This window comes from Sphingomonas sp. PP-F2F-G114-C0414, assembly GCF_003688595.1.
Classification (GTDB): Bacteria; Pseudomonadota; Alphaproteobacteria; order Sphingomonadales; family Sphingomonadaceae; genus Sphingomonas.
In genome coordinates, this window is record NZ_RCWT01000015.1 from 11,279 (window position 1) to 37,352 (window position 26,074).

The 26,074-nt window shown below is 65.8% G+C and carries 23 protein-coding genes and 1 tRNA gene; 5 read left to right on the forward strand and 19 right to left on the reverse strand.

All coding sequences use genetic code 11. The annotated features are described in order from the left end of the window. Positions 1-382: 382 nt before the first annotated feature. The 7 genes from glnA to aroQ all read right to left on the reverse strand — a co-directional run bounded on the left by glnA (position 383) and on the right by aroQ (position 5,635). On the reverse strand, positions 383-1,795 hold the full coding sequence (gene glnA, locus C8J47_RS16990) for a type I glutamate--ammonia ligase (RefSeq protein WP_056050744.1): 1,413 nt from the start codon (positions 1,793-1,795) through the stop codon (positions 383-385). A 144-nt stretch (positions 1,796-1,939) separates the two neighbouring features. Next, complete coding sequence (locus C8J47_RS16995) at positions 1,940-2,278, reverse strand: P-II family nitrogen regulator (protein ID WP_055875939.1); 339 nt, start codon at positions 2,276-2,278, stop codon at positions 1,940-1,942. A gap of 202 nt (positions 2,279-2,480) precedes the next feature. Next, positions 2,481-2,816 carry an arsenate reductase family protein gene (locus tag C8J47_RS17000; protein ID WP_121886787.1) on the reverse strand — a complete coding sequence of 112 codons (336 nt, stop codon included), beginning with the start codon at positions 2,814-2,816 and terminating at the stop codon, positions 2,481-2,483. Then, a complete protein-coding gene (locus C8J47_RS17005) occupies positions 2,813-3,316 on the reverse strand; it encodes a hypothetical protein (RefSeq protein ID WP_147454354.1) in 504 nt (167 codons plus the stop codon). Before C8J47_RS17005 ends, C8J47_RS17000 begins: the two co-directional genes overlap by 4 nt. 17 nt (positions 3,317-3,333) lie before the next feature. Next, positions 3,334-4,686, reverse strand: a complete 1,353-nt coding sequence (gene accC / locus C8J47_RS17010) for an acetyl-CoA carboxylase biotin carboxylase subunit (protein WP_056050740.1) — start codon at positions 4,684-4,686, stop codon at positions 3,334-3,336. Beyond that, on the reverse strand, positions 4,686-5,174 hold the full coding sequence (gene accB / locus C8J47_RS17015; RefSeq protein ID WP_121886675.1) for an acetyl-CoA carboxylase biotin carboxyl carrier protein: 489 nt from the start codon (positions 5,172-5,174) through the stop codon (positions 4,686-4,688). Before accB ends, accC begins: the two co-directional genes overlap by 1 nt. A 14-nt stretch (positions 5,175-5,188) precedes the next feature. Next, the gene (aroQ, locus tag C8J47_RS17020; protein WP_121886676.1) at positions 5,189-5,635 is read right to left on the reverse strand and encodes a type II 3-dehydroquinate dehydratase; all 447 of its coding nucleotides are present in this window, start codon (positions 5,633-5,635) and stop codon (positions 5,189-5,191) included. 170 nt (positions 5,636-5,805) lie between these two features. On the opposite strand from aroQ, the gene thiS reads away from it, so the two are divergent. From thiS to C8J47_RS17035, 3 genes are all read left to right on the forward strand, one after another. Further along, entirely contained in the window at positions 5,806-6,798 is a 993-nt protein-coding gene (gene thiS, locus C8J47_RS17025) for a sulfur carrier protein ThiS (protein WP_121886677.1), read from the forward strand. 110 nt (positions 6,799-6,908) lie between these two features. Beyond that, entirely contained in the window at positions 6,909-7,091 is a 183-nt protein-coding gene (locus tag C8J47_RS17030; protein WP_056050734.1) for a CsbD family protein, read from the forward strand. A gap of 262 nt (positions 7,092-7,353) precedes the next feature. Then, positions 7,354-8,007 carry an HAD-IA family hydrolase gene (locus tag C8J47_RS17035; RefSeq protein WP_121886678.1) on the forward strand — a complete coding sequence of 218 codons (654 nt, stop codon included), beginning with the start codon at positions 7,354-7,356 and terminating at the stop codon, positions 8,005-8,007. Positions 8,008-8,130: 123 nt separating this feature from the next. Here the strand turns inward: C8J47_RS17035 and C8J47_RS17040 are convergent, their stop codons facing one another. The 4 genes from C8J47_RS17040 to C8J47_RS17055 form a co-directional block, all read right to left on the reverse strand. Beyond that, the gene (locus C8J47_RS17040; RefSeq protein WP_121886679.1) at positions 8,131-9,801 is read right to left on the reverse strand and encodes a formate--tetrahydrofolate ligase; all 1,671 of its coding nucleotides are present in this window, start codon (positions 9,799-9,801) and stop codon (positions 8,131-8,133) included. A 292-nt stretch (positions 9,802-10,093) separates the two neighbouring features. After that, positions 10,094-11,689, reverse strand: a complete 1,596-nt coding sequence (locus C8J47_RS17045; protein WP_121886680.1) for an isocitrate lyase — start codon at positions 11,687-11,689, stop codon at positions 10,094-10,096. Positions 11,690-11,934: 245 nt separating this feature from the next. After that, positions 11,935-15,102, reverse strand: coding sequence for a response regulator (locus tag C8J47_RS17050; protein WP_121886681.1), 3,168 nt, complete (start codon positions 15,100-15,102; stop codon positions 11,935-11,937). A 321-nt stretch (positions 15,103-15,423) separates the two neighbouring features. Next, complete coding sequence (locus C8J47_RS17055) at positions 15,424-16,977, reverse strand: aldehyde dehydrogenase (NADP(+)) (RefSeq protein ID WP_121886682.1); 1,554 nt, start codon at positions 16,975-16,977, stop codon at positions 15,424-15,426. Between the two features lie 413 nt (positions 16,978-17,390). On the opposite strand from C8J47_RS17055, the gene C8J47_RS17060 reads away from it, so the two are divergent. After that, entirely contained in the window at positions 17,391-19,169 is a 1,779-nt protein-coding gene (locus C8J47_RS17060; protein WP_121886683.1) for an IlvD/Edd family dehydratase, read from the forward strand. 44 nt (positions 19,170-19,213) lie between these two features. Here C8J47_RS17060 and C8J47_RS17065 read toward each other — a convergent pair whose 3' ends face one another. The 4 genes from C8J47_RS17065 to C8J47_RS17080 all read right to left on the reverse strand — a co-directional run bounded on the left by C8J47_RS17065 (position 19,214) and on the right by C8J47_RS17080 (position 22,444). Further along, positions 19,214-20,095, reverse strand: a complete 882-nt coding sequence (locus C8J47_RS17065; protein WP_259467618.1) for an SMP-30/gluconolactonase/LRE family protein — start codon at positions 20,093-20,095, stop codon at positions 19,214-19,216. A 1-nt stretch (position 20,096) separates the two neighbouring features. Beyond that, entirely contained in the window at positions 20,097-20,882 is a 786-nt protein-coding gene (locus tag C8J47_RS17070) for an SDR family NAD(P)-dependent oxidoreductase (RefSeq protein ID WP_121886685.1), read from the reverse strand. Positions 20,883-20,886: 4 nt separating this feature from the next. Beyond that, the gene (locus tag C8J47_RS17075) at positions 20,887-22,053 is read right to left on the reverse strand and encodes a fumarylacetoacetate hydrolase family protein (RefSeq protein ID WP_259467619.1); all 1,167 of its coding nucleotides are present in this window, start codon (positions 22,051-22,053) and stop codon (positions 20,887-20,889) included. 314 nt (positions 22,054-22,367) lie between these two features. Further along, positions 22,368-22,444, reverse strand: a tRNA-Arg gene (locus C8J47_RS17080). Between the two features lie 60 nt (positions 22,445-22,504). Here C8J47_RS17080 and C8J47_RS17085 point away from each other — a divergent pair. Beyond that, positions 22,505-23,266: a queuosine precursor transporter gene (locus C8J47_RS17085; protein WP_121886687.1), complete on the forward strand. Its 762-nt coding sequence runs from the start codon at positions 22,505-22,507 to the stop codon at positions 23,264-23,266. Positions 23,267-23,364: 98 nt separating this feature from the next. Here C8J47_RS17085 and purQ read toward each other — a convergent pair whose 3' ends face one another. The 4 genes from purQ to C8J47_RS17105 all read right to left on the reverse strand — a co-directional run bounded on the left by purQ (position 23,365) and on the right by C8J47_RS17105 (position 25,798). After that, positions 23,365-24,033, reverse strand: a complete 669-nt coding sequence (gene purQ / locus C8J47_RS17090) for a phosphoribosylformylglycinamidine synthase subunit PurQ (protein WP_121886688.1) — start codon at positions 24,031-24,033, stop codon at positions 23,365-23,367. After that, a complete protein-coding gene (gene purS / locus C8J47_RS17095) occupies positions 24,030-24,260 on the reverse strand; it encodes a phosphoribosylformylglycinamidine synthase subunit PurS (RefSeq protein WP_056050714.1) in 231 nt (76 codons plus the stop codon). The genes purQ and purS overlap by 4 nt, the downstream gene beginning before the upstream one ends. Beyond that, on the reverse strand, positions 24,261-25,040 hold the full coding sequence (gene purC, locus C8J47_RS17100) for a phosphoribosylaminoimidazolesuccinocarboxamide synthase (RefSeq protein ID WP_056050712.1): 780 nt from the start codon (positions 25,038-25,040) through the stop codon (positions 24,261-24,263). Positions 25,041-25,195: 155 nt separating this feature from the next. After that, positions 25,196-25,798 (reverse strand): hypothetical protein, encoded by a 603-nt coding sequence (locus tag C8J47_RS17105; protein WP_147454355.1) that lies wholly within the window; start codon positions 25,796-25,798, stop codon positions 25,196-25,198. Positions 25,799-26,074: the final 276 nt, after the last annotated feature.

The window sequence follows — 26,074 nt, forward strand, 5'->3', positions numbered from 1 at the left end:
GAAGGCGGGAGCCCAGACTGGGTCCCCGCCTTCGCGGGGAAACAAGCTTGGCGCGGGCGCACTTCGGCCTACACCCCATCGTCATCCCCGCGCAGGCGGGGATCCATAAACTCGAGCACTCGCGCTTCGATCGCGCCGTCAGCCAGTATGGGTTCCCGCCTTCGCGGGAATGACGGAAGGGGCGCCGGCCTGATCTCTCCTCCCATTGAACGCACCGGGAAGAGGGTTCGTTAGGCCTGACAGAAAAAGGGCGCCCGGATTGGCCCGCGCGCCCTATTCTCATTCAGCGACGTGGCAAAGCCACGCCGTCGGTCGTCGCTACCCGCGACGCCGGCCGACAGCGGCTGTGCGCTTTTGCGCACCGCCGTGCGGCCCGCACGGCTCAGCCGCTGTAGTACATGTCATATTCAACCGGGCTAGGCGTCATCTCCCAACGCGCGACCTCAGCGTACTTGATCTCGACATAGCTCTCGATCTGGTCCTTCGAGAACACGTCGCCCTTCAGCAGGAAGTCGTGATCGGCGAGCAGGCATTCGAGCGCCTCGCGGAGCGAACCCGCGACGGTCGGGACCTGGGCGAGCTCTGCCGGCGGCAGGTCGTACAGGTTCTTGTCCATCGCTTCGCCCGGATGGATCTTGTTGAGGATGCCGTCCATGCCGGCCATCATCAGCGCCGCGTAAGCGAGATACGGGTTTGCCAACGCATCCGGGAAACGCACTTCGACGCGCTTCGCCTTGGGGCCGGTGCCGTACGGAATGCGGCACGATGCCGAGCGATTACGTGCCGAATAGGCGAGCAGCACGGGTGCTTCGTAGCCGGGGACGAGGCGCTTGTAGCTGTTGGTCGACGGGTTGGTGAACGCGTTGACCGCCTTGGCGTGCTTGATGATGCCGCCGATGAAATACAGGCACATGTCGCTCAGGCCCGCATAGCCGTTGCCGGCGAACAGCGGGGTCTTGCCTTCCCAGATCGAGAAATGCGTGTGCATCCCAGAACCGTTGTCCTCCTTGATCGGCTTCGGCATGAACGTCGCGGTCTTGCCGTACGCATGCGCGACCTGATGGACGACGTACTTGTAGATCTGCATGCGATCCGCGGTCTGCGTCAGCGTGCCGAAGGTCAGGCCCAGCTCATGCTGTGCGGCCGCGACTTCGTGGTGATGCTTGTCGCAGGGAAGGCCCATCTCGATCATCGTCGAGACCATCTCGCCGCGGATGTCGACGGCGCTGTCGACCGGTGCGACCGGGAAGTACCCGCCCTTGGCGCGTGGACGATGCCCCAGGTTGCCGCCCTCGTACTCGCGACCCGAATTGCCCGGCAACTCGATGTCGTCGATCTTGTAGTAGCTCGTCGAATAGCTGTTCTCGAAGCGGACGTCGTCGAACATGAAGAATTCGGCTTCGGGGCCGACATACACGGTGTCGCCGACGCCGGTGGTCAGCAGATACGCCTCGGCGCGCTTGGCGGTCGAGCGCGGATCGCGCGCGTACAGCTCGCCGGTCGACGGATCGGCGATGTCGCAGATCAGGATCATCATCGGCGTCGCCGAGAACGGATCGACATAGACCGCGTCGAGATCGGGCTTGAGCGTCATGTCGCTCTCGTTGATCGCCTTCCAGCCCTCGATCGACGAGCCGTCGAACATCAGGCCGTCGGTCAGCTCGTCTTCGCCGATCAGGCTCGCGACCATCGTCAGATGCTGCCACTTGCCCTTGGGATCGGTGAACCGCAGATCGACCCACTCGATCTCCTGGTCCTTGATCATCTGTAGAACGTCGGAGGCCGAATTCGCCATGATGCTTGCCCTTCGTTTTTGAGACTTCCGCCGCATCATGCGGGGAATCTAATTGCGGTATGGAACGGGATTTCCACACAATGTTGCGCTGCGTCAAATGACGATGTCGTCACTCGTCGTCAACGCCCTATGCGTGGGTAAGACCTAGATTGCGTCGTCGTCACGCTCGCCGGTGCGGATGCGAAGCGCGCTCTCGACCGGGATGACGAAGATCTTGCCGTCGCCGATCCGGCCGGTCTGCGCCGCCGCGGCGATCGCTTCGACAACGCGTTGCGCGAGTCCGTCCTCGACGACGACCTCGAGCTTCACCTTGGGCAGGAAATCGACGACATATTCCGCGCCGCGGTACAGTTCGGTGTGGCCCTTCTGCCGGCCGAAGCCCTTGGCTTCGGTGACGGTGATGCCGCTCACGCCGATCTCGTGCAGCGCTTCCTTCACCTCATCCAGCTTGAACGGCTTGATGATGGCTTCGATCTTTTTCACAGGTACGCCCCCGATTGTTGAAACCCTCGCCCTTTCGGACGAGCTGTACGCCCTTGCGGGTCCAGTTTACGCCCTGAAGGGCGCCTTGCACCAAGCGTGCCAGCCGCGGCGCCCTCGGGCAACCGCGGAATATCGTTGATTTCACTGCCCGAAATTGCGGCACCTGGCCGGTGCGTGCGCAATGTAAGGGCAGGGGAGCCGATCACAGGATTTCGTGCAGCCGCGCGATCGGGCGGCCGAGCCGGACGCCCTTGTCGGTCTCGACCAGTGGGCGCTCGATCAACAGCGGATCGATCATCATCGCATCGAGGATCGCCTCGGCCTCACCATGCTTGACCGCCTTGGCGCCGTCCTCCGCCATGCGAAGGCCCTGGCGCGGCGTCATGCCGGCCCGGTCGTAAAGGCGGACAAGTTCCGCGCGGGAGGGCGGGTTCTTGAGGTATTCGACGATCGTGACGTCCGCTCCTGCCTCTTGCAGCAGCGCAAGCGCCTCGCGGGACTTCGAGCAGCGCGGGTTGTGGTAGATCGTCGCCTTCACGATGTCGGCTTCCGCGTCCGCCATTCCGTCATAGCACGCCGATATTGCTCGGATGCCTTGAGACGCGGCATGTACCGGATCGGGCGGCGGCTCGCGAACGGCACGCTCATGTCCGTCAGGCTTCCCCGTGCGCCGCAATAGGTGCTGCACCCCCGATTGCCGTCATCGAGCTTGAGCGACGACTCGACATGCGAGACGGTGAGCACGCACGCCGGTTCTCCGGGTAACGGCGTTTCGAGGTCGCGATAGACGAGTGTCGCCCCGCGGGACGTCGCGATGCCAGAGATGTCGCACTGATGACCGTTGAAGAAATCGAGATGCGCGCGGACATAGGCTGCGTTCGCAGCTACGGGCACGATCTCGACGACATTCTCGCCGGTGTATTTTTCGCCGGTCACCGTGCCGTTGGCAAACTGGGCGTAATAGCGCCCGGCCAATCCCTCGACCGGATCGGGGGATGCCGGTCCCGCAGCCAGCAGGACCGGAACGGCAAGCAACATCCACCGCGACATCGTACCTACGCCCCCTGCTTGGCCAACCACTCTTCCAGCCACTTGATCGTGTACGCGCCTTCCTGGAACTCAGGATCGTCGAGCAACGCACGGTGCAGCGGGATCGTCGTCGTGACGCCTTCGATCACCATCTCCTCGAGCGCACGCCGCAGTCGCCGCAGCGCACCCTGCCGGGTCGTCCCATAGACGATCAGCTTGGCGATCATCGAATCGTAGTAAGGCGGCACGCGATACCCCGCATACAGCCCGCTATCGACGCGCACATGCATCCCGCCCGGCGCGTGATACACCTTCACCAGCCCCGGCGACGGCGCGAACGTGCGCGGGTCCTCGGCGTTGATGCGGCATTCGATCGCATGCCCGCGGAACTGGACGTCTTCCTGGCGGAGCGTCAGCGGATGCCCCTCGGCCACGCGGATCTGCTCGCGCACGAGATCCAGCCCGGTGATCATCTCTGTGACCGGATGCTCGACCTGGAGCCGGGTGTTCATCTCGATGAAGTAGAATTCGCCCGCTTCCCACAGGAACTCGATCGTCCCCGCGCCGCGATAGCCCATGTCGGCCATCGCCTTGGCGACGATCCCGCCCATCCGCTCGCGCTCTTCGGCGGTGATGATCGGCGAGGGCGCTTCCTCGAGCACCTTCTGGTGGCGGCGCTGCAACGAGCAGTCGCGCTCGCCCAGGTGGATCGCGTTACCCTCACCGTCGCCGAAGATCTGGAATTCGATATGCCGCGGATTGCCGAGGTACTTTTCCATGTAGACGGTGGCGTCGCCGAACGCGGCCTTCGCCTCGCTGCCGGCCTGCTGCATCTGCGTTTCGAGATCGTCGGGATCGTTGACGACCTTCATCCCGCGACCACCGCCGCCGGACGCCGCCTTGATGATCACCGGATAGCCGATGTCCTCGGCGATGCGCTTGGCCTCGGCGATGTCGCTGATCGCGCCGTCAGACCCGGGGACGAGCGGCAGCCCGAGTGCGCCCGCGGTGCGCTTTGCCTGGACCTTGTCGCCCATCGTCCGGATGTGTTCGGGCTTCGGCCCGACGAACAGGATGTTGTGCAGCTCGACGATCTCGGCGAACTGCGCGTTCTCGCTGAGGAAGCCGTAACCCGGATGGATCGCGTCCGCGCCCGAGATTTCGGCGGCCGAGATGATGTTCGGGATATTCAGATAGCTGTCCGCGGCGGACGGCGGTCCGATGCAGATCGCCTCGTCCGCGAGCCGGACGTGCATCGCGTCGGCGTCGGCGGTCGAGTGCACCGCGACCGTCTTGATACCCATCTCGTGGCAGGCACGGTGGATCCGAAGCGCGATCTCGCCGCGATTCGCAATGAGCAGCTTCTTGATCTGCGGCATTATTCCACCACGACCAGCGGCTGGTCGAACTCGACCGGCTGGCCGTTCTCGACCAGGATCGCGGTCACGGTGCCGGCCGACGGCGCGACGATCGTGTTCATCACCTTCATCGCCTCGATGATCAGCAGCGTGTCGCCCGCATTGACCTTCTGGCCGACCGTCGAGAACGGCTTCGCTTCGGGATTGGCGGCGAGATAGACGGTGCCGACCATCGGCGACTTGACCGCGCTCGCGCTGATCGCGGGGGCGGACGCGCCGACCTCGGCCTGCGGGATCGCAAGCGGCGGTGCCACTTGGGCAGCGGCTGGGGCCTGCGCGTAATGCGCGACGGGTGCCGCTTGGGCGGCCTTGCGCGCGACGCGTATCCGGCGCGAGCCGTCCTCGACCTCGATCTCGGTCAGTTGCGTGGTGTCGAGCAGTTCGGCGAGCTGGCGCACCAGGGTCACATCGACCTGCATTGCGCCTGTTGTATCTGGTGTATCGTTCATGGCGGGGCCTCCTGTCAGAACCGTGCGACGGCTTCAAGCGCGAGCAGATACGAAAGCGCGCCGAAACCCGCGATCGTCCCCTTCGCCGCTTGCCCGACCAGGCTCACATGCCTGAACGATTCACGCTTGTGGGGATTGGAAAGATGCACTTCAATCACCGGCGTCTTAACGCCCTTGATCGCGTCGTGCACCGCGACCGAGGTATGCGTGAACGCACCCGCGTTGAGGATCACGGCCTTGGCACCGCGCGCCTGCGCCTCCTGGATCCAGTCGACGAGGTGCCCCTCGTGATTCGACTGGCGCATGTCGATCTCCAAGTCGAGCTCGCGGGCGCGGTCCTCCAGCATCCCGGCGATGTCGTCGAGCGTCTCGTCGCCATAGATTTCCGGCTCGCGCGTTCCCAGCAGATTGAGGTTGGGGCCGTTCAGGACGAACACTGTCGCAGTGACGGTATCGGGCAAGGGCAGCTCCTAGTTGCGGGGGCTGCGAACGACCCCCTATATGCGTCGTCCCACCCTTACCCGTTCGTGTCGAGCGAAGTCGAGACATGAGACCGGCAGCGGACGGGTGGTTTCTCGATCAGCCTGTCCCGAGCCATGTCGAGGGGCTCGCAACGAACGGAAAGTTTTGCATGCCCCACTCCGATGGTACCGCCTCCATTACCGTCAACGGCGAACACAAGCGCGTGACTGCCGGGTTGAGCCTCGCGGGACTCGCGACCGAACTGGGGCTCGTACCGGAGAAGATCGCGGTCGAGCGGAACATGGAGGTTGTGCCTCGCTCGACCTTGGCGGACGTGATGGTCGAGGACGGCGACGACCTGGAGATCGTCCACTTCGTCGGCGGCGGCGACCATGAGGACAGCTGGACCGTCGCAGGTCAGACCTTCAAGTCGCGACTGATCGTCGGCACCGGCAAGTACAAGGATTTCGCGCAGAACGCCGCGGCCGTCGAGGCTTCTGGCGCGGAAATCGTCACCGTCGCCGTCCGCCGCGTCAACGTGTCCGATCGCAACGCGCCGATGTTGACCGACTTCATCGACCCGAAGAAGATCACCTACCTCCCCAATACCGCGGGCTGCTTCGATGCCGAATCGGCGATTCGCACGCTGCGACTGGCGCGCGAGGCGGGCGGCTGGGAACTGGTGAAGCTCGAAGTGCTCGGCGAGGCGAAGACGCTCTATCCTGACATGGTCGAGACGCTGCGCGCGACCGAGATCCTCGCCAACGAAGGCTTCAAGCCGATGGTCTATTGCGTCGACGATCCGATCGCCACCAAGCGCCTCGAGAACGCGGGCGCGGTCGCGATCATGCCGCTCGGCGCACCGATCGGTTCGGGGCTCGGCATCCAGAACCGCGTGACGATCCGCCTGATCGTCGAGGGGGCAGGGGTGCCCGTGCTGGTCGACGCCGGAGTCGGCACCGCCTCCGATGCCGCAGTGGCGATGGAGCTCGGCTGCGACGGCGTGCTGATGAACACGGCCATTGCCGAGGCGAAGGACCCGTTGATGATGGCGGCGGCGATGAAGGCCGCGGTCGAATCGGGGCGTCTGGCATACCTTGCCGGGCGGATGGGGCAGCGTCGTTATGCCGATCCTTCGAGTCCATTGGCGGGATTGATTTGAAACATAGGTCATGACGCAAACGTCACGGAACCCACGGTAAAGACGGCCGTTATACCTCTGCAAGTTCAAGCGGCCCGGTTGGCGGGTTCGCATAGCAAGTGGAGGCTCTGATGGGCGAGTTCACCGACAAGGTCGCAGCAGCAGGCAACAAGGTTGCAGGCAACGTCAAGGAAGCCGTCGGCAAGGCAACCGACAACGAGAAGCTGGTAGCCGAAGGCGAAGCGCAGCAGGCCAAGGGCACTGCGCAGAACGTCAAGGGCAGCGTCAAGGGCGCACTCGGCGACGACATCTAAGCTTCGGCTTGGTACAGGAATACAGGCCGCTTCGGGAAACCGGAGCGGCCTTTTCTTTGTGTGGCAGGTTTTTGCTGCCGCCACTATCAGAACTACCACCACCCCGGCGAAGGCCGGGGCCCAATTGGGGGACGGTTCTGGTTAAGGGCGGCGCGCCGTTACCTCGGACATGCCAATTGGGCCCCGGCCTTCGCCGGGGTGGTGCAGAGAGCTGAACCAAACCGCCTTGCCCAACCCACAAACCTCCCCCACGAGCACCCGCATGACTCTCCCGACCCGCACCTACGCCGCCTTCCTGTTCGACATGGACGGCACGATCCTCACCTCGATCGCGTCCGCCGAGCGCACCTGGACCAAATGGGCGATCGCGCATGGCCTAGACGCCGCGACGTTCGTACCGACGATCCACGGCGTTCAATCGGTCGAGACGGTCCGACGGCTGAACCTTCCCGGCGTCGACCCGGTCGCGGAAGCCGCAGCGATCACCGCGGCGGAGATGCTGGACGTCGGCGACATCGAACCGATCGCCGGCGCAGCCGCGTTTCTGGCAAGCCTGCCCCCCGAACGCTGGACGATCGTCACGTCCGCCCCGCGCGCGCTCGCCGAAGTGCGGTTGAAGGCCGCCGGCCTGCCGATGCCTGCAACGATGATCGCTGCTGACGACATCCCCAACGGCAAACCCGCACCGGACTGCTTTCTAGTCGCAGCCGAGCGGCTCGGCGTCACGGCGGCGGATTGTCTGGTTTTCGAGGATGCCGCCGCCGGGATCGCGGCGGGCGAAGCGGCGGGGGCGGATGTTCTCGTGATCACGGCCACGCACTCGCATGGTGTCGCGATGTCGCACCCTACGATCGTCGATTATCGCAGCGTGGCGGTGGTGATCGGGGCGGACGGGCTTACCTTAACCCACGTTTGATACGCCCCATCCGTCATCCTGACGAAAGTCAGGATCCAGAGCCACGAACGATGCGGACTGTTACTCTGGATCCTGACTTTCGTCAGGATGACGGGCGTAGGTCGGGAGCGCGGACAGAACGCCTCAGAACAGCCCCTCGATCAGCCCTTCGTCGTTCAGGTGGATCGCTTCCGCCGCCGGCACGCGCGGCAAGCCCGGCATCGTCATGATCTCCCCGCAGATCGCGACGACGAAACCCGCACCCGCCGCAAGGCGGACTTCGCGGACCGGCACGATGTGGCCGGTTGGCGCGCCCAACAGAGCGGGATCGGTCGAGAAGCTATACTGCGTCTTGGCGAGGCACACGGGGAGATGGCCGTACCCAGCGTCCTCCCAGCGCTTGAGTTGCCCTAACACGCTCGGCTCGGCGACGGCATGCTCCGCGCGGTAGATCCGCCGCGCGACCGTATCGATCTTGTCGAACAGCGACAGTTCGTCGCCATAGATCGGTGCGAATCCGCCACCATGCGTCTCGCAGATCTCGGCGACCGCATCGGCCAGCTCGACTGCGCCCGCGCCGCCCTCCGCCCAATGCCGGCACAGGATCGCGCGCGAGCCGTGCTGTGCGGCGGCCTCCTGAATGGCAGCGATCTCGGCGTCGCTGTCGGTGTAGAAATGGTTGATCGCGACGATCGCGGGGACGCCGAACTGGCGGACGTTCTCGATGTGACGGACGAGGTTGACCGCGCCCTTGCGGACCGCCTCGACATTCTCGTGCGCGAGGTCGGCCTTGGCGACGCCGCCATTCATCTTCAGCGCGCGGGCGGTGGCGACGATCACGACCGCGTCGGGGGCGAGACCCGCCTGGCGGCATTTGATGTCGAAGAACTTCTCTGCGCCCAGATCCGCGCCGAAGCCGGCTTCGGTAACGACGTAATCGCCCAGCGACAGGGCGGCTCGCGTCGCGATCACGGAGTTGCAGCCGTGCGCGATGTTGGCGAACGGGCCACCGTGGAGGAACGCGGGCGTGCCTTCGAGCGACTGGACGAGGTTGGGCTTGATCGCCTCCGCCAGCAGCACCGCCATCGCGCCGTCGGCCTTCAGGTCGCGTGCGGTGATCGGCGTGCGGTCGCGTGTGTATGCGACGACGATATCGCCGAGCCGGCGCTCCATGTCGGCCAAGTCGTTCGCGAGGCACAGGATCGCCATGACTTCGGAGGCGACGGTGATGTCGAAGCCGGACTCGCGGGGGTAGCCGTTGGCGACGCCGCCGATCGACTGGACGATGTCGCGCAGCGCGCGGTCGTTCATGTCCAGCACGCGGCGCCAGACCACGCGGCGGACGTCGATCTGGAGCGCGTTGCCCCAGTGGATATGGTTGTCGATCATCGCCGCGAGCAGATTGTGCGCGGCGGTGATGGCGTGGAAATCGCCGGTGAAGTGGAGGTTGATGTCCTCCATCGGCGCGACCTGCGCACGGCCGCCGCCGGTGGCGCCGCCCTTGGTGCCGAAGCACGGCCCGAGCGAGGGTTCGCGCAGCGCGAGCACGGCTTTGCGCCCGGTATGGCGGAGCGCGTCGGCGAGGCCGATCGAGGTGGTGGTCTTGCCTTCGCCCGCCGGGGTCGGGTTGATCGCGGTGACGAGGATCAGCCTGCCTTTCGCGGCTGATTTACGGGTTTCGAGCCAGTCGATCGCGATCTTTGCCTTGTAGCGGCCGTAGGGCTCGATCGCCGCGTCGGGGATGCCGAGGCCGTCAGCAATGGTGGCGATGGGGCGCAGCGCGACGCTGCGGGCGATGGCGATATCGGTGTCCATGCGGGCGTGCGTAGCGGGGGATCGTGTGGGGTGCCAGACTTGGGTTGAAAAACCGGGCCACCACCCACCCCGTCATGCCGAGCTTGTTCCGGCATCCACCGTTCCGCGGGCTCTGGAGCGTTCGAGTGCGCGGAACGGTGGACCCGGGAACAAGTCCGGGGTGATTGGGCTGAGGTTAGTATGACAAGGCGGGCCGCGGCAAAGCCGCGTCGTCGGACGGGGCTGCGGGCCCCGCCGGCCGGGCGCGATGCGGGCACGGCGGAGCTTGCGCTCCGCCTGCTGCATCACGCCATCACGCCGCGAACTGGTTCATCGTATTATGCGCTCCCCCAGCCTTCAGAGCCGCCTCACCCGCAAAATACTCCTTATGATCGTCGCCTAGGTCAGAGCCCGACATGTTCTGGTGCTTCACGCAGGCGATGCCCTCGCGGATTTCCTTGCGCTGGACGCCCTTCACATAGCCGAGCATCCCCGCATCGCCGAAATACTCCTTGGCGAGATTGTCGGTCGAGAGCGCGGCCGTGTGATAGGTCGGCAGCGTGATCAGGTGGTGGAAGATGCCCGCGCGCTTCGCCGAGTCCGCCTGGAAGGTCCGGATCCGCTCGTCGGCTTCGTCGGCCAGTGCGGTGCCGTCATAGTCGACGCTCATCAGGCGAGCGCGATCGTAGGCCGAGACGTCCTGCCCCTCGGCCGTCCAGGCGTCGAACACCTGCTGGCGGAAGTTCAGCGTCCAGTTGAAGCTCGGCGAGTTGTTGTAGACGAGCTTGGCGTTCGGCACGACTGCGCGGATGCGGTCGACCATGCCGGCGATCTGTTCGATGTGCGGTTTCTCGGTTTCGATCCAGAGCAGGTCGGCACCGTTCTGAAGCGACGCGATGCAATCCATCACGCAGCGATCTTCGCCCGAGCCGACGCGGAACTGGAACAGGTTCGACGGCAGGCGCTTCGGACGGAGCAGCTTGCCGTCGCGGTTGAGGATGACGTCGCCGTTCTGCGCGGTCGCCGGGTCGATCTCCTCGCAATCCAGGTACGAGTTATACTGGTCGCCGAGGTCGCCCGCTTCCTTGCTGACCGCAATCTGCTTGGTCAGGCCGGCGCCGAGCGAGTCGGTCCGCGTGACGATGATGCCGTCCTCGACGCCGAGTTCGAGGAACGCGTAGCGGCAGGCGCGGACCTTCGCGAGGAAGTCCTCGTGCGGCACGGTGACCTTGCCGTCCTGGTGGCCGCACTGCTTCTCGTCGCTGACCTGGTTCTCGATCTGGAGCGCACACGCGCCCGCCTCAATCATCTTCCGCGCGAGCAGATACGTCGCTTCCGCATTGCCGAAGCCCGCGTCGATGTCGGCGATGATCGGCACGACGTGCGTCTGGTGGTTCTCGATCGCGTTGAGCAGGCGCTGTTCCTCGATCGCGTTCCCCGCGGCACGAGCGGCGTCGACGTCGCGGAACATCATGCCGAGTTCACGTGCGTCGGCCTGGCGGAGGAAGGTGTATAGTTCCTCGATCAGCGCGGGGACGCTGGTCTTCTCGTGCATCGACTGGTCGGGCAGCGGGCCGAACTCGCTGCGCATCGCCGCGACCATCCAGCCCGAGAGGTACAGATACCGGCGGTCGGTGGTGCCGAAATGCTTCTTGATGCTGATCATCTTCTGCTGCGCGATGAACCCATGCCAGCAGCCCAGCGACTGCGTGTAGTTGGCGGGATCGGCGTCGTAGGCGGCCATGTCCTTGCGCATGATCGCGGCTGTGTAGCGCGCGATGTCGAGGCCGGTGGTGAACCGGTTCTGGAGCCGCATCCGTGCGACCGACTCGGGCGAGATCGCGTCCCACGTGCCGTTCTGGTCGGCGATGAGGTTGGTCAACTGGGCGATGTGAGTCTGGTAGGTCATGGGCGATCCTTCGCTGCTGCGTTGATCGTCGTGTAGGGTTGTTGACAGTCTTTGACCGGGCAATACGGCGCAGCGGCGGGTGTTGGTGTCGGTTGCGCTCGTGCGCCATCTGTAGGGTTGTGAAGAACGTTACAGGCCCCCCGTCATGCCGGGCTCGTTCCGGCATCCACCGTTCCCCACGCTCGCCAACGATAAGCGCGCGGAACGGTGGACCCCGGAACACGTCCGGGGTGACGGAGGATCCGTCAGTCGGCTTTGGTAACCCGGTCGGAGTTGGCCGGCGACGTGAGCGGATCGGCCAATGCCGTTTCGCCGAGCGATGCCAGCACAGCCGCGGCCAGTGCGTCGAGCCCGTACGGCTTCTCCAGCATGATAGCATCGGTCTCGTCCGCAACCGACGCCGTGTCGCCCGTCGCGAAGACGATGCCGACCCCCGGCCGCAACGCGCGCGCGGTACGTGCAAAGTCCGGCCCGGACACGCCGGGCAGGTTCACGTCGGTCACCAGCGCATCGATCGGCACGGTCTGGAGCGCCGTCATCGCGTCCTCCGCGCTGGCCGCGTCGACGACGACGAAGCCGCTGCCCTGCAACATCTCGGCGGTGTTGGCGCGGATCAGCGCATCGTCCTCGACCAGCAGCACGGTGCGGCGGGCGGGCGAGTCGAGGCGGCGGTCCGCGTCGATCCGGGAGTCGCGCGCGGCCTTGGCCGCCGGGCTTCCCGAACGCTGGCGGTTGGCAAGCACCTGACGGAATTTCCGCGCGAGCGCTTCGCGCGTATACGGCTTCGATAGCAGGTCGACACCCGCATCGAGCTTGCCGCCATGGACGATCGAGTTCTCGGTATAGCCCGACGTGAACAGCACCGCGAGATCGGGCAGGCGTTCCTTCGCCTTCCGCGCCAGTTCGGGACTTTTCAGCGTGCCGGGCATCACGACGTCGGTGAACAGGATGTCGATCGGCACGCCGCTCTCGACCACGTTGAGCGCGCTGGCCGCGTCGACCGCCTTCAGCACGCTGTAGCCAAGATCGGTGAGCAACTCGACGACGGTGCCGCGGACCTCGTCGTCATCCTCGACCACCAGCACGGTCTCGGTGCCGCCGCAGATCGGGCTCGCATCGGCGACGACCTCGACGTCCTCGCTCTCCATCGCGCGCGGCAGATAGAGCTTGATCGTCGTGCCTTCGCCGACCTCCGAATAGATCTTCACATGGCCGCCGGACTGTTTGACGAAACCGTAGACCATCGACAGACCAAGGCCCGAGCCCTTGCCCTCGCTCTTGGTCGAGAAGAACGGTTCGAAGACCTTCTCGATGATTTCCGGAGTCATGCCGGTGCCGGTGTCGGACACGGCGAGCATCACATATTGCCCCGCTTCGACCTCGTCATGGCCCTGTGCATAGGCGTCGTCGAGGTGCGCGTTGCCGAGTTCGATCGTCAGCTTGCCCTGGCCCTCCATCGCGTCGCGCGCGTTGATCGCGAGGTTCAGGAGTGCATTCTCGATCTGCGCGGGGTCGATGAAGGTGTTCCACAGGCCACCGCCGACCACCGTCTCGATCTCGATGCCTTCGCCGATCGCGCGACGCAGCATGTCGTCCATCCCACGCACGAACCGCGTGACGTTGACGACCTTGGGTTCGAGCGCCTGGCGCCGACCGAACGCGAGCAGTTGCGCCGCCAGCTTCGACCCGCGCGACACGCCAGCCATCGCGTTCTCTACCCAGCGTTCGGCACGCGCGTTGCCGGCAAGGTTCTTGCCGAGCAGCTGGAGATTGCCCGAGACGACCTGGAGCAGGTTGTTGAAGTCATGCGCGACGCCGCCGGTAAGCTTGCCGACCGTCTCCATCTTCTGCGACTGGGCGAGCTTGGCTTCCGCCTGGCGGCGTTCGTCGATTTCGCGGATGACGCGTGCCTCGAGCGTCTCGTTGAGCTGGCGGAGCTGGTCCTCGGCACGTTCGCGGTGACGGACTTGCCGCGCGAGCGCCTCGGCCTGTTCGCGCAACGCGGCTTCGGCGGCGCGCTGATGCGTGATGTCGGTATGGACACCGACCCATTCGAGCACCTCGCCTGCCTCGTCTAGGATCGGCAAACCACGTACGGCAAACGTGCGCCATGTGCCGCAGTGGCGGCGGACACGGTGTTCGAACACGAACATCGACTTGCTGAGGACAGCGGCGGTCCAGGCCTTGATCGTCGATGCGACGTCGTCGGGATGGATCGCGTCGGCCCAGCCGAAATTCTGATAGGCGTCGATCGACTGGCCGGTGAGCGCGGCCCAGCCGGGCTGCTCGCCGATCATCCGGCCGTCCGGGCTGTTGGTCCAGAGCACGCCGTGGACCGCGTCCATCGCGGTGCGGAAACGGCCGTTGCTGATGCCGACCGCGGCCTCGCGTTCGGCACGCTCCTCGACATCGATGCCGAGAATGTAGATGCCGGGGATCGAGCCATCCGCCGCGACATGCGGCACGTAGCGGAATTCGGACCGGCGCGGGCGGCCGTCCAGATGGGGGAAGATCGCTTCGGTGGTGAAACTCTCGCCGGCAAACGCACGATCGAACGATGGGCGGCGATTCTCGTAGGCTGCTTCGCCGAGGACCTCGCGAACCGGTTTGCCGATCATCGCCTCGGGGTCGATCCCGAGCCATTCGTCATATTGCGCGTTCGCGAGACGATAGACATGATCGCGGTCGACGTACGAAATCAGCATCGGCACCGCATCGGTGACGCGGCGCAGTTCGGCTTCGCTGGCGGCGAGGCGGTGTTCGGCTTCGGCCCGTCCGGTGTTGTCGACCATCGTGCAGAGGACGCCGCCGACGGTGCTGGCAGCGGTGCCACCAGCGGGGACGCCGGCGCAGTAGACGGGCGTGTAGAACAGGTCGAGCGTCAGCGTCTCGGGGCCGTCGGGGCGCTGGAACAGGATCGGCTGGTCGCGGTACGCCACGATCTCGCCGCGCAAGCCCGCATCGAGGACGGCGCGGTTCCAGTCCCACACTTCGGGGAATGCGGTCGCGACCGGGCTGCCGAGCGCGACCGGGTGGCGGTCGCCCGCGACCGCGCGATAGCTGTCGTTGTAGAGCATGATGTGCTCGGGGCCCCACATCACGACCTTGGCGACCGGCGAGTTGAGGATGTTGGCGAGCGTGACGCGGAGTTCGGCGGGCCACGAGTCGATCGGCCCGAGCGAGGTCGCGCTCCAGTCGCGCTGGCGGACGAGCATGCCGCATTCGCCGCCGCCAATCAGGATTTCGGCAGGACTTGGCGGGGCGTCGCGCTCGCGCATCCGTTCGAGCGCGGTGCGGACGATCGCGGTGGCGTCGCCATGCCCTGCGGCGGCGAGGTCGTCGATGTAGCTGCCGAGGTCGGAGGGCAGGATAACGGTGCGCGACGAGACTTGCGACGAGTCTGGAGTTGTCATGCCGGACTAGTGGGTTTGTGGCGCACGCGTGTCAATAAATACGCATGGTTGGGTTCGGCGTTAGGTTCGGCGCGCCATACTATCACGTACCGCCCCGGCGGAGGCCGGGGTCCAGTTGGGGGACGTGGCTAACTGAGGGCTGTCCCCCATTACGACCACCTCTCCAACTGGGCCCCGGCCTGCGCTGGGGTGGTGCCTGGTGGAGGTTACCGAACTTGTTTCCCCGCGAAGGCGGGGACCCAGACTGGGCTCCCGCCTTCGCGGGAGAACAAGGAAGGGCGCCCTGCCGTTCGGTAGCGCGCCCTTCCTTCTCTCATTCGATCAGCCCTCGGTGCGCGGCAGGCCCAGCGGGTTGCCGTGCTTGACCGCCTTGGGCAGCAGTGCGTCCGGCAGGTCCTGGTAGCAGACCGGGCGCAGGAAGCGCTCGATCGCCGCGGTGCCGACCGAGGTCGTGCGCGGGTCGGACGTTGCCGGGAACGGCCCGCCGTGGACCATCGCCGGCGCAACCTCGACGCCGGTCGGCCAGCCATTGGCGAGGATGCGACCAGCCTTGCGCTCGAGAGTCGGCACCAGCGCAGCGGCGTCGGCGTAATCGCCTTCGTCGATCTGGAGCGTGATCGTCAGCTGGCCCTCGATCTTTTCGAGCACGCTGTGGACCTCGGCGAGATCGGTGCAGCGGACGATGATCGAGGCTGCCCCGAACACTTCGTGCGACAGCGCCGGATCGGCGACGAACGCCTTGCCGGTGGTCGAGAACAGCGCCGCACGACCGCGGTTTGCGCCCTCGGCCTCGGTGCCACGAGCGAGCGTCTCGACCGCGTCGTGCCCGGCGAGCGCCGCAACGCCCTGGTCGTAGCTTGCATGGATGCCGGGAGTCAGCATGACCTGCGGCGCGGCCTCGCCAAGCGCAGCGGCCGCTGCCTCGACGAACACGTCGAGATCGGGGCCATCGACCGCGACGACGATGCCGGGGTTGGTGCAGAACTGGCCCGAGCCCATCGTCAGCGAATTGACATAGGCCTTGCCGAGCGCTTCGCCGCGCGCCGCGAGGGCCGCGGGGAACAGGATCACCGGGTTGACGCTGCTCATCTCGGCATAGACCGGGATCGGCTCGGCACGCGCTGCGGCGAGCGCGACCAGTGCGAGACCACCGCCGCGCGAGCCGGTGAAGCCGACCGCCTTGATCCGCGCGTCCTTGACCAGCGCCGCGCCGAGTTCGTTCGCCGGACCCTGGACCAGCGAGAACACGCCCTCGGGCAGGCCGCACTTGGCGACAGCGGCCTGGATCGCCTTGCCGACCATCACCGACGTGCCGGGGTGCGCGGGGTGGCCCTTGACGACGACCGGGCAACCGGCGGCGAGTGCGGACGCGGTGTCGCCGCCTGCTACCGAGAAGGCGAGCGGGAAGTTCGACGCGCCGAACACCGCGACCGGGCCGACCGCGATGCGGCGCTGGCGCAGGTCGGAGCGTGGCATCGGCTTGCGGTCGGGCTGCGCCTCGTCGATCACGACCGAGGCCCAGGTGCCCGCGCGGAGATGCTTGGCGAACAGGCGGAGCTGGCCGGTGGTGCGACCGCGCTCACCCTCGAGACGCGGGCGGGGCAGGCCGCTCTCCTGGATCGCACGTGCGACCAGCGGCTCGTGGATCGCCTCGATCTCGTCGGCGATCGTCTCCAGGAATGTCGCGCGAGCTTCGGGATCGATCTCGCGGAAAACGTCGAAGGCGGCTTGGGCGAGCTTGCAGGCTTCGGCGACGTCGGCTTCGCTCGACACGGCGAAGGCGGGCTCGATCTTCGCGTCGGTCGACGGATCGATCGCGAGGAAGGTGACGTCGCTGCTTACGGCGCGCGCGCCGATCGGGAAGGTGCCGTCCATTTCAATTCTCCAGGTCGGTCGTAACGCGCATCGGCCGCGTCGCGACATTTTGGTAGCGGATCGCTTGGTGTCGCAGGCGAAATAAGGGTGTGACCGATAACACGCAAGCCAAGGACTGCCGGCGGGGTCCGCAATTGCGCGGTAATACGCACGGCGAACGGAGGATCGGGCGCATGACGGTTACGCTCTTGGCGAACGTAGCTTCGTTGATCGCGCGCCAGCATGCCTCCCGCGAGCATCGTGCCTGAGCGACGTTCTGCGAGCAGCGCGGCTGACCGCCATGTCCTGCCTGACAAATATCTGGTATGGGATCAATCGGATGCCGCATCGGGGCGGGGTGCGTCCATGCTTGACCGCAGGGCGGCCGTCGCGGTAGCGCTCCCATCGAAGAATGGCGTTCAGGAGAGTTTGCAGTGGACCGTGTACCGGTAAGGCCGTTCCGATCGCGCGACTGGTTCGCCGATCCCGCCCGCTCCGACATGACCGCGCTCTATCTCGAACGGTTCATGAACTACGGACTGACCCCGGCGGAACTCCGGTCGGGCCGGCCGATCATCGGCATCGCCCAATCGGGGAGCGATCTCAGCCCGTGCAATCGCATCCATCTGGATCTCGCCAAGCGCACGCGTGACGGCATCCGCGACGCAGGCGGGATCGCGATGGAGTTTCCGGTTCATCCGATCTTCGAGAATTGCCGGCGTCCCACCGCGGCGCTCGATCGCAACCTTGCGTATCTGGGGCTGGTCGAGACGCTGTACGGCTATCCGATCGATGCGGTCGTGCTGACCACCGGCTGCGACAAGACCACGCCGAGCGGAATCATGGCGGCGTCGACCGTCGATATCCCGGCGATCGTGCTGTCGGGCGGGCCGATGCTCGACGGTTGGCATGACGGTGAACTGGTCGGCTCGGGCACGGTGATCTGGCGCAGCCGGCGCAAGCTGGCCGCGGGCGAGATCGACGAGGAGGAGTTCCTCAACCGTGCTACCGACAGCGCGCCGTCCGCCGGGCATTGCAACACGATGGGCACGGCCTCGACGATGAACGCGGTGGCCGAGGCGTTGGGTCTGTCGCTGACCGGGTGCGCGGCGATCCCAGCGCCGTACCGCGAGCGCGGGCAGATGGCGTACGAGACCGGGCGGCGGATCGTCGAGATGGCGTATGAGGACCTTCGCCCGTCGAAGATCCTCACGCGCGACAGCTTCCTCAACGCGATCCGCGTGGTCAGCGCGATTGGCGGGTCGAGCAACGCGCAGCCGCACATCATGGCGATGGCGCAGCATGCTGGCGTGACGCTGTACCCGGAGGACTGGTCGGATCATGGCTACGACCTGCCGTTGCTGGTCAACATGCAGCCGGCGGGCAAGTATCTCGGCGAACGCTTTCACCGCGCCGGCGGCGTGCCCGCGGTGCTCCACGAGCTGATCGCAGGCGGAAAGCTCGACACGTCTTGCCTGACCGTCACCGGCCGGTCGATCGGCGAGAACATCGCCGGGCGCGAGACGCGCGACCGCGAGATGATCAAGCCGTTCGATGCACCGATGATGGAGCGCGCCGGCTTCCTGGTCCTCAAGGGCAATCTGTTCGACTTCGGGATCATGAAGACGTCGGTGATCTCGCCGGCGTTCCGCGCACGCTATCTTTCGACGCCGGGGGCCGAGGACCGGTTCGAGGCGCGCGCGATCGTGTTCGAGGGATCGGACGATTATCACCACCGGATCAACGATCCCGCGCTCGACATCGACGAGGGATGCATCCTGGTGATCCGCGGCGCGGGACCGATCGGCTGGCCGGGCTCGGCGGAAGTCGTCAACATGCAGCCGCCCGACGCGCTGATCCAGCGCGGCGTGCTCGCGCTGCCGACATTGGGCGACGGACGGCAGTCGGGTACGTCGGACAGTCCTTCGATCCTGAACGTCTCGCCCGAGAGTGCGGTCGGCGGCGGACTGTCGTGGATCCGGACGGGCGACGTGGTGCGGATCGATCTGGTCGCGGGGACGTGCGACGCGCTGGTCGAGCCGGACGAGATCGCGCGACGCAAGGGCGAGGGGCTGCCACCGGTGCCCGAGAGCAATACGCCGTGGGAGGAGCTGTACCGCGAAAAGACCGGGCAGCTCGCCGAGGGCGGCGTGCTCGACTTCGCGGTGAAATATCGTGGGATTTCGGCGAAAACGCCGCGGCATAACCACTGAGCGCACTACGGCCATCCCGTTCGTCGGGATGGCCGTATCGGGTTCTAGAGTGTGACCGGCTCGACCGGAACGCCGGGGACCGCGACGCGGAAAGTGAACAGGTTGCCGGCGAGCGGCTGTTCCGCAAGCGCTGCGGCGTCGAGGCCCTTTGCCGCGGTCGTCGCGTAGGCGGTCCGGCCGTCGGCGCCACCGAGCGCGATCTTGGTGATGTTCGCGACCGGGAAACGCACGACGTCCGTGCAGGTGCCGTCCGGCGCATAGCGGCGCGCCGCCCAGCCACCGAAGAAACCGACCCAGACGCCGCCTTCGGAATCGCAGATCGCACCGTCGGGATGGCCATCGTCGGGGCCGACGACGATGAACGGACGGCGATCGCCGAGCGTGCCATCGGCACCGACCGTCCACGCGTCGATATGCTTGCCGAGCGTGTCGACCGTGTAGAGGGTGCGGCCGTCGGGTGAAATCGCAGGGCCGTTGGTGATCGCGACGGGCGGCACGTCGGTCTGCGTCAGCGTGCCGTCCTGCCAGTGATAGACATGCCCGGACATGGCGGTCTCGGCATTGTCCATCGTGCCGAACCAGACCCGGCCATCGGGCGCGCGTGCCGCGTCGTTGAGGCGATTGCCGGGCGTCTCGACGTGAACGGGTGCGAGCAGATCGAACGACCCGGTCGCCGGGTCGAACCGGTGCAGCCCGCCGCGGACACCGGCGAGAAAACCGCCACCGGTTTCCGGGATCACCCAGCCGACCTGATCGGGCGCCTCCCACGAGTTCAGCGATGATGTCTCGGGATCGAAGCGGTAGACGCAGGGCGCCTTGATATCGACGAACCAGAGCGCGCTGTCGCGAGCGACCCAGATTGGGCCTTCGCCGAGCGTTGCCGCGACGTCGCAGATGCTGGTCGCTACGACCGTGTCGTTCGGCATCTCAGCGCCACCCCGCATCGACGAAATAGTCGTGACCGGTGCACATGCGCGCATCGTCGGAGGCGAGGAACAGCACCAGCGCAGCGACGTCGGCGGGCTGGACGCGGGTCTTCAGGCACTGCGCGGCGATGATCTCGGCCTCGCCCTCGGGGGTGTACCATTTCAGCTGGCGCGGCGTCTCGACATTGCCGGGGACGATCGTGTTCACACGGATACCGTCACCGCCCAGATCGCGCGCCATCGCTCGCGTCATGCCCTCGATACCGGCCTTGGCGGTCTGATAGAGCATCAGTTCGGGCAGCGCGAGATGCCACGAGATCGAGCCGAAGTTCAGGATCACGCCGCCGCCTGCGCGCTTCATCGACGGCACCACCGCCTGGCCTGCGAAGAACAGATGGCGCAAATTGGTCGCCATCCGCTCGTCCCAATATTCCGGCGTGATTTCCTCGATCGTATGGCGATCGTCGTTGGCGGCGTTGTTGATCAGGATGTCGATCCCGCCCAGCCGGCTTTCGATCGTCGCGACCGTGGTCTTCAGCGCATCGATATCGCGCAGGTCGAGCGGCAGGAAGACCGGCGCGGTCGCGACGTCGGGCGTGAGCGTCGCGATCAAATCGTGTGCGGCATCCTCGGCCATGTCAACGAACGCGACGTGCGCGCCCTGCCGCGCGAATGCCTCGACCAGCCCGGCACCGATCCCCGACGCACCGCCGGTGATCAGGACGCGTTTGCCCTTGAGGCTGGGATAGATCGCCGTCTGGTCGGCGGCTTGGGTCTTCTGCAGCACGGGGTTACGCTCCCTGGTTTTTGGTTTGCGCCAGCAGGCCACGGCCCGCCAGATTGCGCATGAGATCGCCGATCCCGTAGTTCCACGGGGCGGCGTCCTTCGATGTCGTCACCGGATTGACCAGCGCGCCGAGCTTCGGGTTCGAGATCGTGACGACGTCGCCGACCGCATGCGTGAAGCCGCGACCGGGCTCGTCGCGATCCTGCGTCGGCGCGAACAGCGTGCCGAGAAACAGCACGAAGCCGTCGGGATACTGGTGCTCGCTCATCGCCTGGCGGACGAGGTCCTCGGGATCGCGGCTGATCTGGTCCATCGAGCTGCTGCCTTCGAGGCGGTAGCCGTCGGCACCGTCGATCGTCAGCGCGATCTCCGATGCGCGGACGTCGTCCATCCCGAAGCCGTCGTCGAACAGGCGGATGAACGGCCCGAGCGAGCAGGACGCGTTATTGTCCTTCGCCTTGCCGAGCAGCAGTGCGCTGCGGCCTTCGAAATCGCGCAGATTGACGTCGTTGCCGAGCGTCGCACCGATCGTCTTGCCATTGCGGTCGACGACCAGCACGACCTCGGGCTCGGGGTTGTTCCAGGTCGAGTCGGAGCGGATACCGACCTCGCCGCCCCAGCCGATCGTCGACAAGGTCGGGCTCTTGGTGAAGATCTCTGCATCCGGGCCGATCGCGACCTCGAGATATTGCGACCACATCCCGTCCTCGATCAGCGCCGCTTTCAGCGCCGCCGCTTCGGGCGATCCGGGTACGACCGAGCGGATGCTGCCACCGACGCGTTCTTCGAGACGGGTGCGGACCGCCGCCGCCGCCGAGGCATCGCCGCGGGCGCGTTCCTCGATGACGCGTTCGAGCGCCGAGACCGCGAACGTCACGCCGGACGCCTTGACGCAGTGCAGGTCGATCGGGCTCAGCAGGCGCGGCGTCGCACCCGCATCGACCGAGAGTGCCAGATCGTCGAGATGGCCGAGATCGGTGCCGCCCGCCGTATCGAAACTACCAGCCTCGATCAGCGCCGCGACGGTCGGCGCGACATACGACATGTCGTACACGCGTCCCTCGCGGACGATGACCGGAGTCGGTCCGTCGCCCAGGTCGATCCGACCGAGCAAGGCAGCCTGTTCCCAATCGGCAGGCAACGCCCGCGCCGATGCGAATGCGATGTCCACGATGTCATCCTCTCCGAAGTTGTTAGCGTTACCGTATGCTGCTTGGCGGAGTCGTCAAGTCCCGGTTGGCCGTTGCGGATGCTATGCTATCTCCGGGCCATCCCACGCAACCGCGATTATACGATCTTTGCCGTAGACCGGGATTGTGACCGATGTTTGAACGGCCATAGCAGGGGGGGCAATGGATCGTCCGCTGCGCATACCTCCGAGATATATCGTACCAGCTAGGTGTAAGATCAGTCGCCTCAGAGCGCGACCGCACATCGCACGGTAACGATATCATCCGTGCGAGATACGGGACCGGCGACAGAAATTGGCGCGCCCGGAGGGAGTCGAACCCCCGACCGAGGAGGTAGAAGCTCCTTGCTCTATCCAACTGAGCTACGGGCGCGCGCTGAGGACCGATTAGCGTGGATTGCGCGCGCTTGGAACCGTCATCATAACGCGCCGCATGGATATCGATCAGGGCAGGGGCGTCGCGGCGGACGCCATCGGAGTCGCCGCGAGCGACGTGTCGGGCGGGCAGTTCCGCTATTACGACTTCGTCATGGCCGCGTTCGTAACGATCCTGTTGCTGTCGAACGTCATCGGCGCAGGCAAGCGCGCGGTGATCGACCTGCCGTTCATCGGCGCATGGCCGTTCGGCGCGGGAATCCTGTTCTTTCCGGTCAGCTATGTGATCGGCGACGTCCTCACCGAGGTCTACGGCTACGCGCGAGCACGGCGCTGCATCTGGGCGGGCTTCGGCGCGATGCTGTTCATGGTGTTCATGTCGGCGGTCGTCGTCGCCCTGCCGCCCGACAAGGGCTGGACCGGGCAGGCGGCGTACGAATCGGTGTTCGGACAGGTGCCGCGGATCGTGTTCGCGTCGATCTGCGCGTTCTGGGTGGGTGAGTTCGCCAACAGCTTCGTGCTCGCACGCATGAAGATCTGGACGCAAGGGCGGATGCTGTGGACGCGGACGATCGGAAGTACGGTGGTCGGGCAGGCGTTCGACAGCCTGATCTTCTACCCGCTCGCCTTCTACGGCGCGCCGGACTGGCCGGTGGAGGCGATGCTGATGGTGATGTTCAGCCAATTCTTGCTGAAGGTGTCGTGGGAGGTGTTGCTGACCCCGCTGACCTATTTGGCGGTGGGTTGGTTGAAGCGGCGCGAAGGGGTCGATGTGTATGACCGGGGGACGGACTTCTCGCCGTTCCGGACCCGGGTTTGACGCCTCGACCTTGACTGTTCTCCCGCGCACGCGGGAGTCCAGGATCACGGTCGATGTCGGTGGTATCCTGGGCCCCCGCTTTCGCGGGGGAGCAAGGGTTAGGCGCTGACGGCTTCGAGCAGGCCCTCAAACAAACGCCGACCATCCGTGCCGCCGTGCGCCGCTTCGATACGACGCTCCGGATGCGGCATCATGCCAAGCACGTTGCCCTTGTCGTTCAGCAGCCCCGCGATGTTGCGCGCGGAACCGTTGACGCTCTCCGCATACCGGAACGCCACACGGCCTTCGCCTTCGAGGCGGTCGAGCGTTTCGGCGTCGGCGAAGTAATTGCCGTCGTGATGCGCGACCGGGAAGGACACGCGTTCGCCGGCGGAATAGCCCGACGTGAACGTCGAGCTTGCCGTCTCGACCGTCAGCGCGACATCGCGACAGACGAAGTTCAGCCCCTCGTTGCGCATCAACGCGCCGGGCAGGAGCCCCGCTTCGGTCAGTACCTGGAAGCCGTTGCAGATGCCGAGCACGGGCAGGCCCTTGCCCGCCTGCTCGACCACCGCGCGCATGATCGGCGACCGTGCCGCGATCGCGCCCGAGCGGAGGTAGTCGCCGTACGAGAAGCCACCGGGGACCGCGACCAGGCCGACATCCGCCGGCAAGTCCGCATCACCGTGCCAGACCATGAGCGGCTTGACACCGGTCACCGCCTCCAGCGCGACGGCGATGTCGCGGTCGCAGTTGGAGCCCGGAAAGACGATGACCGCAGTTTTCATGCGCGCTCGACCCGGTAATTCTCGATCACCGTGTTGGCGAGGAGCTTACGACACATGCCGTCGATGGTCGCGTCGTCGGTATCGTCGGCGACCTCCAGCTCGATCAGCTTGCCCTGGCGGACGTCCTGCACGCCGTCGAAGCCGAGGCTGCCGAGTGCGTGATGGATCGCCCGGCCCTGCGGATCGAGCACGCCGGGCTTCAATGTCACGAAAACCTTGAGTTTCATTTACTTGCCCCGGTTCTTGCGATGCTTTTCGAGGTCGAGGACGGCGTTGTCCGCACCCTCGGGCAGCAGGCCGAGACGGCGTGCAACCTCTTGATACGCTTCGACTTCACCGCCGAGATCGCGACGGAAGCGATCCTTGTCCATCTTCTCGTTGGTTTCCATGTCCCACAGGCGGCAGCCATCGGGACTGATCTCGTCGGCGAGGATGATGCGACCGAAGTCGTTGTCGAAGATGCGGCCGAATTCGAGCTTGAAGTCGACCAGGCGGATGCCGACGCCGGCGAACAGCCCGCACAGGAAATCGTTCACGCGGATCGCGAGGTCGGCGATGTCGTGCATCTCCTCCTGGCTTGCCCAGCCGAACGCGGCGATGTGTTCGTCGGAGATCATCGGATCGCCGAGCGCATCGTCCTTGTAGTAATATTCGATGATCGTGCGGGGCAGCTTGGTGCCCTCCTCGATCCCGAGGCGCGTCGAGATCGAACCTGCGGCGACGTTGCGCACGACGACTTCGATCGGAACGATCTCGACCTGGCGGATCAGCTGCTCGCGCATGTTGAGCCGGCGGATGAAGTGCGTCGGCACGCCGATATGATCGAGCAGCGTGAAGATGTGCTCGGAAATCCGATTGTTGAGCACGCCCTTGCCGTTGATCGTGCCCTTTTTCTGGGCATTGAACGCGGTCGCGTCGTCCTTGAAATACTGGATCAGCGTGCCTGGCTCGGGACCCTCGTAGAGGATCTTGGCCTTGCCTTCGTAGATCTGGCGGCGGCGAGCCATGCGCGGTCCCCTGGAAATCGAGCGGTGAAAATCGAGCGGCCCCAGCCTACGCGAGATCGTTCGCGAAGCCGAGGCCGGAATAGGCCGCGCCTATAGGCGAAGGGTGCGGGGGGTGCAATCGCGGCGCATGACTGCCCTTGGAAAACTGCCCGACGTCATCGCAGGGGCGGGGACGGCATGTCGTGGGCAGTCGGGCGTGGTCCGGTGAGTCGGCGATCGACGCGTGCTGACAATTCCGTCCACCAACGCTGGATCCAACGCCGCCAAACCAGCACGGCGAGCAAGAGCACTACCAGTGGCGGACCAAGCGCTGCCAGCACCCAGAGCAGCGCCGTCACGGTCAATCCGATCGAGCCCAGCGCCGTGTCGCCCGCATCCTGCAGGCGATCGACCAGGCCGGTCCCTCGGCCGGTCGTATAGTCGAACGACATTGGCGTATTGGCGAGATTTTCGCGCTGCTCGGATGCCGTCGCCGCGGCTGCCGTGGCTTGGCCCTGCGCGACCGCCTGTTGCTGGCGGAGTTCGGCACGTTCGCGCGGGGATAGATTGACGCGGGCCAGTTCGCGGTCGATCCGAGCGCGTTCGGCCGCGACGTCGGTCCGTTCGGTGGCGGTCGCCGCGGCGGCGGTGGCGACATCGGTGCCGCTGATATCGGCCCCCGTCAACGTCGCGCCGACGCTCTCCGCCTGCTTCACCCCAGCCCGACCAAAGGCACGCGCAAGGGGGGCCGCGATCTTGACCGAAAGGCTTGCGCTCACGTCGCCTTGCTGCCCAACCGTGTAGCGCAATCCCGTTATACGGCAGCGTGTTGCGCCAAGCCGTTCGCACGCACGCGCATGCTCCTCCTGAAGATCCGAGATCCGGGACGAGGGAAGCGTCAGGTCATAGCTGTAGTCGAATGCCACCCCGGCAACCGAATTACCGGCAATATCGGGTTCTCCGGCGCTACTTTCGGGAGCCTTGCTGCACCCGGCCAGGGACAACGCGATAGCGCTACTAACGACCCACTTCATGGACAGTCTCCCGTGATCTAT

What these genes read in the sequence shown, in the direction of transcription:
- C8J47_RS17035 (WP_121886678.1), top strand. Translation starts at nt 7,354, where the DNA reads ATGACTCTCCCGACCCGCACCTACGCCGCCTTCCTGTTCGACATGGAC.
- purS (WP_056050714.1), bottom strand. Translation starts at nt 24,260, where the DNA reads ATGAAACTCAAGGTTTTCGTGACATTGAAGCCCGGCGTGCTCGATCCG.
- purQ (WP_121886688.1), bottom strand. Translation starts at nt 24,033, where the DNA reads ATGAAAACTGCGGTCATCGTCTTTCCGGGCTCCAACTGCGACCGCGAC.
- accB (WP_121886675.1), bottom strand. Translation starts at nt 5,174, where the DNA reads ATGAACGATACACCAGATACAACAGGCGCAATGCAGGTCGATGTGACC.
- C8J47_RS17030 (WP_056050734.1), top strand. Translation starts at nt 6,909, where the DNA reads ATGGGCGAGTTCACCGACAAGGTCGCAGCAGCAGGCAACAAGGTTGCA.
- C8J47_RS17055 (WP_121886682.1), bottom strand. Translation starts at nt 16,977, where the DNA reads ATGGACGGCACCTTCCCGATCGGCGCGCGCGCCGTAAGCAGCGACGTC.
- thiS (WP_121886677.1), top strand. Translation starts at nt 5,806, where the DNA reads ATGCCCCACTCCGATGGTACCGCCTCCATTACCGTCAACGGCGAACAC.
- accC (WP_056050740.1), bottom strand. Translation starts at nt 4,686, where the DNA reads ATGCCGCAGATCAAGAAGCTGCTCATTGCGAATCGCGGCGAGATCGCG.
- C8J47_RS17040 (WP_121886679.1), bottom strand. Translation starts at nt 9,801, where the DNA reads ATGGACACCGATATCGCCATCGCCCGCAGCGTCGCGCTGCGCCCCATC.
- C8J47_RS17050 (WP_121886681.1), bottom strand. Translation starts at nt 15,102, where the DNA reads ATGACAACTCCAGACTCGTCGCAAGTCTCGTCGCGCACCGTTATCCTG.
- glnA (WP_056050744.1), bottom strand. Translation starts at nt 1,795, where the DNA reads ATGGCGAATTCGGCCTCCGACGTTCTACAGATGATCAAGGACCAGGAG.
- C8J47_RS17085 (WP_121886687.1), top strand. Translation starts at nt 22,505, where the DNA reads ATGGATATCGATCAGGGCAGGGGCGTCGCGGCGGACGCCATCGGAGTC.
- C8J47_RS17005 (WP_147454354.1), bottom strand. Translation starts at nt 3,316, where the DNA reads ATGTTGCTTGCCGTTCCGGTCCTGCTGGCTGCGGGACCGGCATCCCCC.
- C8J47_RS17065 (WP_259467618.1), bottom strand. Translation starts at nt 20,095, where the DNA reads ATGCCGAACGACACGGTCGTAGCGACCAGCATCTGCGACGTCGCGGCA.
- purC (WP_056050712.1), bottom strand. Translation starts at nt 25,040, where the DNA reads ATGGCTCGCCGCCGCCAGATCTACGAAGGCAAGGCCAAGATCCTCTAC.
- C8J47_RS17045 (WP_121886680.1), bottom strand. Translation starts at nt 11,689, where the DNA reads ATGACCTACCAGACTCACATCGCCCAGTTGACCAACCTCATCGCCGAC.